Genomic DNA, 4,931 nt, shown 5'->3' with positions numbered 1-4,931 from the left:
TTCGCCGCAAAATTTTTTGCGTTTGTCAAGTACTTTTTTCAGATTTTGTCGGATTTTTTTAAATTTTTTGCACAAAAAAAGCACGCATCTTTCGACGCGTACTTGAACTATTTCATGATTTTCTTAAGTTAATGATATTGTTTTTAACAGTAAATTTTCTATATCAAAAAAAATAAAAAAAGGCCCAGAGGGCCATTTTTTTGATTTATTTTTAAAGCATCAGGAGGAGCGTGGCAATCAGTCCGCCGGTCAGGAGGGCTGCTCCATGGAGAGCCAGGGTATTTCCTGAAACTTCCGGCATGGCCGGAGTCATGTGCTTTGCATTCTTATAAATCGTCTGCGGAGTGAAATGGGAAAGTTTTGCGGTGAGGGAGGAAAGGAATGCTCTTGTTTCTTCAATGAAATAAGAAATCACAGGAGATGCTTCCTTCATGCCCACCAGAGAGCAGATATGGGAAAGCGCTTTGTGAACGAAAACTTCGCGGCCTTCTTTGGAAGAAAGGGCAAAGCCTTCGGAAAGGCTTTCAAATTCATGGAACCGTTTTTCAATGTAATCGGCAGTGAGGCGGGATACGTCCTTCCCGAAAAGGAGGAAAGAACCATTCATTTCCCGCTTCATGGCAATGGCTTTCAGCTGCATGGGGAGATCTTCCAGACCCCTTCTGAGCCCGTCGGCCAGGGCAGAAAGATTTCCGCAGCCTGCCTTGAAATGGCGGATCACCTTTTCCGATACATAGAGGCGGAGGAGGATATATTCCCAGAAAAAATCCTCTTCGCTGGCAGCGGTAATGCCGTACATGGAAAAATGATGGCTCATGGACGCGCGGAGATCCATACCTTTAAAAGGGGCAAGGAAAGAAGAAAGAGAATTCTCAATCAGGCAGGTCCCTTCGTACCGCAGGTATTCTTCGTTGTTCAAAGTCATCACCCTTTTCCGTGGAATAACAATCATTCCTGACAGTTTCATTATACATAATGAACAGGAATGACCACTAATAAAAGTTGTTTATGATAACTTATAGGCTATCTTTTGCATCTTACCCGTCTTTTTCCGCACCTTACCGGAGGTAAAATGCAGGTTGGTTCAGGAAATAAAAGGAAACTGAAGGATGAGATTCCCGATTCAAAAGTTTTTGTTCTTCAGTGATCTTTTCAATTCTCACCGCTTTTCCCGCGAGTCTCCATATTTCCACTGGAAAAATTTTTAGAATGAGTATAATATAAATATATTATTTTATTGGAGGGTCTTATGAACAATCGTGACAGTTTCAAATCCCGTCTGGGATTTCTGCTGGTGAGTGCGGGCTGCGCCATCGGCATAGGGAATGTGTGGAAATTCCCGTATATTACCGGCGAATATGGCGGGGCGGTTTTCGTCCTGTTTTATCTGGCTTTTCTCCTTCTGATGGGGATTCCGGTCATGACCATGGAACTGGCCGTAGGCCGGGCTTCCAGAAAATCGGCGGTCCTCGGCTATAAAGCCCTGGAACCGGCAGGTTCGAAATGGCATATTCATGGCTGGTTCTGTATTCTGGGCTGCTACCTGCTCATGATGTATTACACCACCGTTTCCGGCTGGATGTTGGCTTATTTCTGGAAATTCCTGAACGGCACCTTTGCGGGGATTACCCAGGATGCCATTCCGAAGGTTTTTGGCGCCATGCTGGGAAATCCTCTGGAAATGGGGATTTTCATGGCCCTCACTGTTTTTGGCGGCTTTGCGGTCTGCGGACTGGGCCTTCATAACGGGGTAGAACGGATTACGAAATGGATGATGTCCTGCCTTCTGATTCTCATCGTGGTTCTGGCCATACACAGTGTCTGCCTGGAGGGCGGCGGACCGGGACTTGAATTTTACCTGCTCCCGGACTGGAACCGTGCGGTATCTGCCGGCCTTGGAAATGTAGCTTCCGCTGCCATGAATCAGGCTTTCTTCACCCTGTCTCTAGGGATTGCAGCACTGGAAATATTTGGTTCCTACATGGTCGATGATTTCACTCTGACCGGAGAAGCGGTACGAATTACAGCCCTTGATACCTTCGTGGCTCTTCTTTCAGGACTCATCATTTTCCCGGCCTGCTTTGCCTACAATGTGCATCCTGACCAGGGACCTTCCCTCATTTTCATTACCCTTCCGAAAATTTTCGTGGATATGACCGGTGGACGGATCTGGGGCACCCTTTTCTTCATATTCATGACTTTTGCTTCTTTCTCCACGGTGACTGCGGTTTTTGAAAATCTCATTGCCTGCGCCATGGATAATCTGGGCTGGTCCCGTAAGAAATCTGTCATTGTCAATCTTCTCATCGTCTTCTTCTTCTCCATTCCCTGCGTACTGGGCTACAATGTACTTTCCGGCATGCATTTCATCGGGGCAAGAGACGTCCTGGACAGCGAAGATTTCCTCGTTTCCAATATCCTTCTCCCTGGGGGAGCCCTCATTTATCTCCTCTTCTGCGTGACGAAGTACGGCTGGGGTTTTGACAGATATGTGGCTGAAGTCAATAAGGGAGCAGGCCTTAAAATGCCCCTCTGGATCAAACCCTATTTCCAGTTCATTCTGCCTTTGCTCATTCTTGTCATCCTCATCAGGGGATTAATTTGAGGCATTTGTCAGATGCTATAATCTGAGTCAGTTATGGTTTTCGGGTCTTAGCAAACCACGACATGCCCCGGAAGAGTCTGTATCGAGATTTCGGGGTGCGGGATTCGGGAAGGTGTGCCGCTGATGCGGCACCTTTTTTTATGGGGATTTTGCACAGACGGGGAAATCCTGTGAGGGAAAATCGCAAGACCCGAACGAGGCAGGGAAGATTGCCTCCGGCAGGAAAAATCCCAAAGCGGCAGGCCAGTCCCGGAAGTTATGACCGGCCGGCCTATTTACAATCCTTGCCTCAAAATGCCATAATAAGGAAAAAGGAGGCGCCCCATGAGTGATGACATTCCGAAGAAATCTCTCCTTATTCAGGTGGATGAGGCAGAGGATGGTTACCGGATCCGGGCCAATGAAAATCCGGCTGCCTTAAAACCGGTGCTGACGGCCATCGTGTGCCGCATGTACGGCATTCCGGAAAATCATTTCGAAGACACGGCGGCCTTCCTGAAAATTCTTGGAGAGTCCTATAGGGAAGAGGAACTGACGGGAAATCCCCGCCAGGTTCATTGACCCTGAAAGGAGAATATGAGCGATAAAAGAAATGCCCCGGTCACCGTCACGGCCCACCGGGATGGGCATATTTCCATAGCCCTTGATAAAGAACGATGTTCCTATGTGGTGGCGTCCCTGTCCCAGGCCCTCTGCGGGTCTTTTGACGTGGCGGGGGAACACGAAAATGACGTATTCCGGGTCATCAGCGGTCTGGCTGTACGAAATATCACAGGTCGTTTCCCCGTGGAACCTTCCCGGGAAAGGACCATTCATTAAGGGGGCCACATGGAACAATGGACCATTAAGAAAAAAGAAGCCGGCCGGCGGCTGGACGCTTTCCTCATGGAAACGAAAAACTGGCCCCGCTCTTTTTTCATGAAAGCGCTGCGCACGAAAAAAATCAAAGTGAACGGCAAAAAAGAGGAAGCCTCCTACCGCCTTTTGGAAGGAGACCTTTTGGTTTCCTATGTGCTGGAAGGCGAAAAGAAAGCATCCCCCGTGGAAATCCTCTATGAAGATGGAAATATACTCATCGTCAATAAGCCCGCCGGCCTTCTATCCCTGGACGTGACAGGAAAAGAAAAAGACACCATGCTCTCCCGGGTCAGCGCCCTTCTGAAGTCCCGGGGCGAAAAAGAAGCCTACCCGGTCCACCGCATCGATTTCAATACCAGCGGAATCCTCATCCTGGCAAAAAATGAAGAAATCGGAAAACTGCTGGATGCAGCCATCAAAGAAAGAAAAATCCGGAAATCCTACCTCTGCGTGGTGGGAGGGACACTGAAACCGCCGGAAGGGACCCTCAAAAACCAGCTTTTCAAAGATGCCAGGAAAAATCAGGTCTATGTCACCGAAGAAGCGGTGAAAGGCTCTAAAACAGCCATCACCGAATACCGGACCCGGGCCGTGAAAAACGGCCTTTCCCTGATCGAATGCCGGCTCATCACGGGACGGACCCATCAGATCCGGGCCCAGATGGCCCATGCCGGCCATCCCCTCCTGGGAGATGATAAATATGGAGAAAAAACCTGGAACCGGAAACACGGCGAACGGCGCCAGCTTCTATGCTCTTACAAGATCACCTTCGGAAATATGGAAGGCCCCCTTTCCTATCTCTCCGGAAAAACGATCGAAATAAAAAATGTGGGGTTCGTGAAGAAATATTTCGGGGGAAAATAGGTAAATTACTTCGATTTGAGAAGGATAACTAAAGGAATAGAAACCTTTGAATCGGGATTCCCGGGGATCTCGGGATTCATTCCGGGAAACCCGGGAAGGTGCGGCGCAAATTCATGAGCGCCGCATTTTTGTATGGGAAATTCTTTTGGGGAAAAACTGTGGTGCCGTTTCGGGCGCGAAACTGTGCATAGGGGAATGGTTCATGACACGAACCATAGCCCGCACTTTCCCACCCCATGTCCCCTTGAGGGGGTTCATGATTTCCTTTCAGCTCATTCTCGATGCTTACGATCGTACGACCCTTTCCCCTCCGCTACGCTCTGGGGGGGCTGTACAATAATTACACAATATGTGGAAATACCGGAAGTGATAAAGTTATCAGTTATCAGTTCATAGTAATCAGTGCAGGAGGCCCGCATCAAACTGGATGGCGGGCCATTTTTATACACAATGCTCCTGGAGAATGTTTAAATCCTTATATAACAGGGCCGCCTCCCCTATAAACAGGCGGCCACCATAACTGCGAACTGATAACTAATAACTGATAACTATTTCCCCTAAAGTTTTTAAATAATGATTTTTATTTTTGTACACCCCCTTGGCG

General features: G+C 48.3%; 5 protein-coding genes. 4 read left to right on the top strand and 1 reads right to left on the bottom strand.

What is annotated here, in order from left to right; genetic code table 11:
• Window positions 1–211 precede the first annotated feature (211 nt).
• Entirely contained in the window at window positions 212–919 is a 708-nt protein-coding gene (locus VZT47_RS09315; protein ID WP_330224693.1) for a hypothetical protein, read from the bottom strand.
• Between the two features lie 330 nt (window positions 920–1,249).
• On the opposite strand from VZT47_RS09315, the gene VZT47_RS09310 reads away from it, so the two are divergent.
• The 4 genes from VZT47_RS09310 (at window position 1,250) to VZT47_RS09295 (ending at window position 4,327) form a co-directional block, all read left to right on the top strand.
• The gene (locus VZT47_RS09310; RefSeq protein WP_330224692.1) at window positions 1,250–2,605 is read left to right on the top strand and encodes a sodium-dependent transporter; all 1,356 of its coding nucleotides are present in this window, start codon (window positions 1,250–1,252) and stop codon (window positions 2,603–2,605) included.
• Window positions 2,606–2,929: 324 nt separating this feature from the next.
• Entirely contained in the window at window positions 2,930–3,166 is a 237-nt protein-coding gene (locus VZT47_RS09305; RefSeq protein ID WP_330224691.1) for a hypothetical protein, read from the top strand.
• Between the two features lie 15 nt (window positions 3,167–3,181).
• Complete coding sequence (locus VZT47_RS09300) at window positions 3,182–3,424, top strand: hypothetical protein (protein ID WP_330224690.1); 243 nt, start codon at window positions 3,182–3,184, stop codon at window positions 3,422–3,424.
• A gap of 9 nt (window positions 3,425–3,433) precedes the next feature.
• A complete protein-coding gene (locus VZT47_RS09295) occupies window positions 3,434–4,327 on the top strand; it encodes an RluA family pseudouridine synthase (protein WP_330224689.1) in 894 nt (297 codons plus the stop codon).
• Window positions 4,328–4,931 lie beyond the last annotated feature (604 nt).

Source organism: Dialister sp., from assembly GCF_036343215.1.
Lineage (GTDB): Bacteria > Bacillota > Negativicutes > Veillonellales > Dialisteraceae > Dialister.
Note: the sequence above shows the minus strand (reverse complement) of the source record. Positions and strands in the feature narration are given on the sequence as shown.